The sequence below is a fragment of the Thomasclavelia sp. genome (genome assembly GCF_017889095.1).
Taxonomy (GTDB): Bacteria; Bacillota_I; Bacilli_A; order Erysipelotrichales; family Coprobacillaceae; genus Thomasclavelia.
This window is the reverse complement of the sequence record NZ_JAGHEW010000293.1, coordinates 1-3,923: the sequence shown is the minus strand read 5'-3', so window position 1 is coordinate 3,923 and position 3,923 is coordinate 1. Positions and strand designations below refer to the sequence as shown.

At 23.4% G+C, this 3,923-nt stretch carries 5 protein-coding genes; all 5 read right to left on the bottom strand.

What is annotated here, in order from left to right:
• Positions 1–191: 191 nt before the first annotated feature.
• Positions 192–1,466: an O-antigen polymerase gene (locus J7M77_RS13000; protein WP_296879263.1), complete on the bottom strand. Its 1,275-nt coding sequence runs from the start codon at positions 1,464–1,466 to the stop codon at positions 192–194.
• Positions 1,463–2,008, bottom strand: coding sequence for a hypothetical protein (locus J7M77_RS12995; RefSeq protein WP_296879261.1), 546 nt, complete (start codon positions 2,006–2,008; stop codon positions 1,463–1,465). Before J7M77_RS12995 ends, J7M77_RS13000 begins: the two co-directional genes overlap by 4 nt.
• Positions 2,009–2,120: 112 nt before the next feature.
• On the bottom strand, positions 2,121–2,300 hold the full coding sequence (locus J7M77_RS12990; protein WP_296879259.1) for a hypothetical protein: 180 nt from the start codon (positions 2,298–2,300) through the stop codon (positions 2,121–2,123).
• 51 nt (positions 2,301–2,351) lie between these two features.
• Positions 2,352–3,236, bottom strand: a complete 885-nt coding sequence (locus tag J7M77_RS12985) for an alpha-1,2-fucosyltransferase (protein ID WP_296879257.1) — start codon at positions 3,234–3,236, stop codon at positions 2,352–2,354.
• Between the two features lie 366 nt (positions 3,237–3,602).
• A partial coding sequence (locus tag J7M77_RS12980) for a polysaccharide pyruvyl transferase family protein (protein WP_296879255.1) occupies positions 3,603–3,923 on the bottom strand: 321 nt, incomplete at its 5' end.

Below are 3,923 nucleotides of genomic sequence, written 5' to 3'. Positions count from 1 at the left end.
CATGCACAAAAATGACAAATCACTATTCACTTTTCAAAGGACTTTAACAGTTAACTTATAAAATCAAAAATTTAAACATTTTCAAACTTTTTCATCAAAAACACTTGATTTTTATATAGTTAGCTTTCAATCAATTATTCATATTAAAAATATAAATATCTATCACAATATAAGATGTCATTATTGAGTTTCTAATTGTTGCGTTGTTTGCCTTTTTTAAATATCATTAATGTATATACTAGTGATAAAGCAGTCAGATAACTACTGAAATAAAATCTCAACATCATAGTAGACAATGATTGTATTATTATTAGATATATTATTGTATTTCTTTCAGTGTTATTTTTGGTAAAATCAATATATACTTTTGAGCAAATAAATCCGTATATAGCAGACAATATTCCTACACCAAAGATACCGAAATCAACATAAAATGAATAAAACATAGTTACAAATCCATTATATCTAATATCAGGTGCAATAAAATGGGCTCCCTGCTCAACATTGAGCAAAATTGATTCTGCCGCTTTTATTATCTGAGGGGATGGTATGCCAATATATTCTAACGCTATAAAAAAAGGTCTTAAGAAACCATTAAGAGATGTTGTACCATAAGTAAATCCATTAAATTTATTATGAAAATCTACCAGTTTCATATCAAAAAAAGGAACGCAGCCACACAAATATGTATAAATTGTTTTATATATTTCCGAACCTCTATCTATGGTAATATAAATAAATGCTATAACACATAATATTACAATTACATAAGGAGTTGTTTTAGATGTTGTTATTTTTTTCATGTATTTATTATTAATTAAAATAGTAGTTTTCTTTTTTAATAATAATAGTACTATGCAATCTACTAAAATATAATATATAATAAATCTTCCACCTTCAGTTAATACGCTTGATGCAGTTATAGCAATCAACATGATAAAGTATTTTGTTTTTTTATTATCAGTATTGAAAATTCTATAAATACATACATGCATAATTACATATGACATAGGAGTAGCAATATATAAATATAACACCTCGAGAAAATCATTTGAAAAGATAGTTCCTCGTTCTAAATACCTGATATTTCCTAGAGATGATCCACTCAAAATAAGTTGTAAGCCGTTCAAAGAAGTTATTAAAAAAATAATTATTGATATTGCAACTAATGCTAAATATCTTCTATTAGAAAAGATATAATTTTTATTTTTTTTCTTTCTAATTGATATTTTTTGACCAATCTCCAATCCTAATGATCCTGCTATAATACCTATAAATATGATAATTAACGTATTATTTGAAACTTCAAAAATATTGAATAAATTCATTGAATACAAGGACATGATTAATAACCAAAATATAGCATAAATAAAATTAGGTTTAAACAATGTATCGTGAGTTTTTAAGGTTTTCAATATAATTATATATATCCAAAAAATTAAATAAAAAATTATAAAGAATTTCATCTTATAACCTCGCCACTAATTTTATGTAAATAATCATAAATTGCATAAACCAATTGTTTAAATTTATTGAATTTATCTGATTCATATAAAAGTATAGTTCTTAACTGATTAATAGTTTGTGTAATGTTTAACATTTCCCTTTTTAATAATGGATAGTATTTTTTGTTAAAATATAGCCTATTTCTAAAAATATAATAGTGTCTTAAAGCATTATGTTCAGGAAATCCATTATTAGTAAGACTTCCTAATTCTTGATACAATTTAGCTTTATTGTTTACAACAATTTTCAAGTTATTATTTCTTATTTGCTTACAGAAATCTAAATCACATCTATCTATAAAATATTTCTCATCATACTTAATATTGTATTTACTAACCATAGGTATATTAATAAATGAACCGGAAGTAATAACCCAATCAACTTCATTATAATCAGTAGGGATTTGTTTACTATTATTAGCATCAGTAACATGTTTATAATTAATTTTTGGTGAATAGATCACTATTTTTTCATCATAGTATTTTTTTATAAATTGTTTCATTTTGTTAATATCATCGTATTCAAAAACACTATCTTGATCTAAAGTGCAAAGAAACTCATAATTATTATTTACACAATAATCTAGCAAATAGTTAATAGCAATACAAATTCCATCATTTTTTTTTATTATTTACGTAAACAATATTTGTCCCACTAAATAAATTTATATTTTTCAATTCCATAGGACTATTGTCATATAAAATAACTTGTGTAAATGATTTGGAATATCTAATAATTCTATTAATATCATGATCTATAGGATTGTAAAGTACTACGCCACAACATATCTTCATTATTTACCTCCTCATATAATTTAATTATGATAATTGTCGCCATTATTTTATTTAGTTTGGAATTAAAATCATATTTTCAAAGAAAAACATACTATCAATTGTTTTTCTTGTATGCCAAAATTCTGGAGCATAGATTTTCCTATTGTTATTTTTTCCAAGGAAAGCTCCCCACCAAGAAAAAGTACTATTAGAAATAATGAAATCATCACATAAACTCATTAAAACAATTTGTTCGCATGGTGAAGTATTTTCTACAATATGATATTCTTTTCCAAAAAACATAGTTTTTGCTTTTTTGATATCGTCAGAAAATATAAAAATTTTTGAACCATCTTTTTTCAACTTAGACAAAGCTCTATCGTAGTAATCTTTTGAACAAATTGGCCAGCCACAGTTAACATAATCATCACCTAGCCTTATACTAATAGCTATATTATGCTTGCTATTTTCAATTATTTTAGTGTACTCTTGTATATTTTCTTCATTATTTAATGATAAAAGAGTTATTAATTTATCTCTAATTTCTAATATAGGTTTAACGTCCACAAAATATCCATACATATATATTTTTTTATACCTAAAATTTGTTACACTATTTTGTTTAGTACCGTAAATCACACCAGTCAAATTTTCTATCCATTTGCTACAGTTAATGTAGATATTTATTTTATTAAGAATAAATATTCGTAAATGTAATATTTTCATAAAGATTTTATATTTATGCATCCTTTTTGTTTCTATGGAATTCATCACTGTGAACCTTGAAATAACTTTCATTTGTGATAATTCAAATTTTCTTGTTTTATAAGTCTCATATTCAGATAAATCACAAATTAATTCAACATCATTACTATTCATTTGTAAATATAAAGCATAAGAGATAATAAATAATTGGTTCCCTAGACCACCTCTCATACGCACGATTATTTTTTTCAAGAATAAACCTCCTGTATATTTTGATAAAATAAATATTATGTATAACGAGTAGTAAAATCTGTATAATAAACATTTGGCAATAATTATTTTCTCGAAGAAACACATAAATATGTGATAAATAGAAATTTTAAATTGGTATTTTATCGCAATAATTTATTTTAAAAAAAATTAATTTCATAGACCATCTAATTTACTTGACACGAATAAATGTATATCTTTTAAATTTTATTTAAAGTTTAAACCAAACAAAATTAATTTATATTTTAGTGTTTTAAAATAAATATTTTGTCAATGTATCATTTAGTCTATGATGTATAATAGTATTTGTATATAAATTGCATCATTCAAATGTTGTATTAAAATATATCAATTCTTTATGTTACTATTTATAAATTCTGTTATCTTATTTTTCATTTTATCAAATTCTTTATTCAAAATATTTCTATCACAATCATCAACAGTCTTAAAATTATTGATTACACTTGCTAATTCTGAGTAATTTGTAAATTGATAGACTTTTTCATCTTTTTTTATCCAGGAATAGACACCACTTATTTTTTTTGTCTTATTATCTATAAAAAAACATGGAACGTTAACAATTCTAGCAAGAACCATAGCGTGCAATCTATCTGTAATAATAAATTTAAAACAAGAAATCTCATTGAGTTTCTTTGTGATTTCATTTTT

Bases quoted from the DNA above. Each gene is read 5' to 3' on its own strand.
- J7M77_RS13000 (WP_296879263.1), bottom strand. From the start codon at position 1,466: ATGAAATTCTTTATAATTTTTTATTTAATTTTTTGGATATATATAATT.
- J7M77_RS12990 (WP_296879259.1), bottom strand. From the start codon at position 2,300: ATGAAGATATGTTGTGGCGTAGTACTTTACAATCCTATAGATCATGAT.
- J7M77_RS12995 (WP_296879261.1), bottom strand. From the start codon at position 2,008: ATGAAACAATTTATAAAAAAATACTATGATGAAAAAATAGTGATCTAT.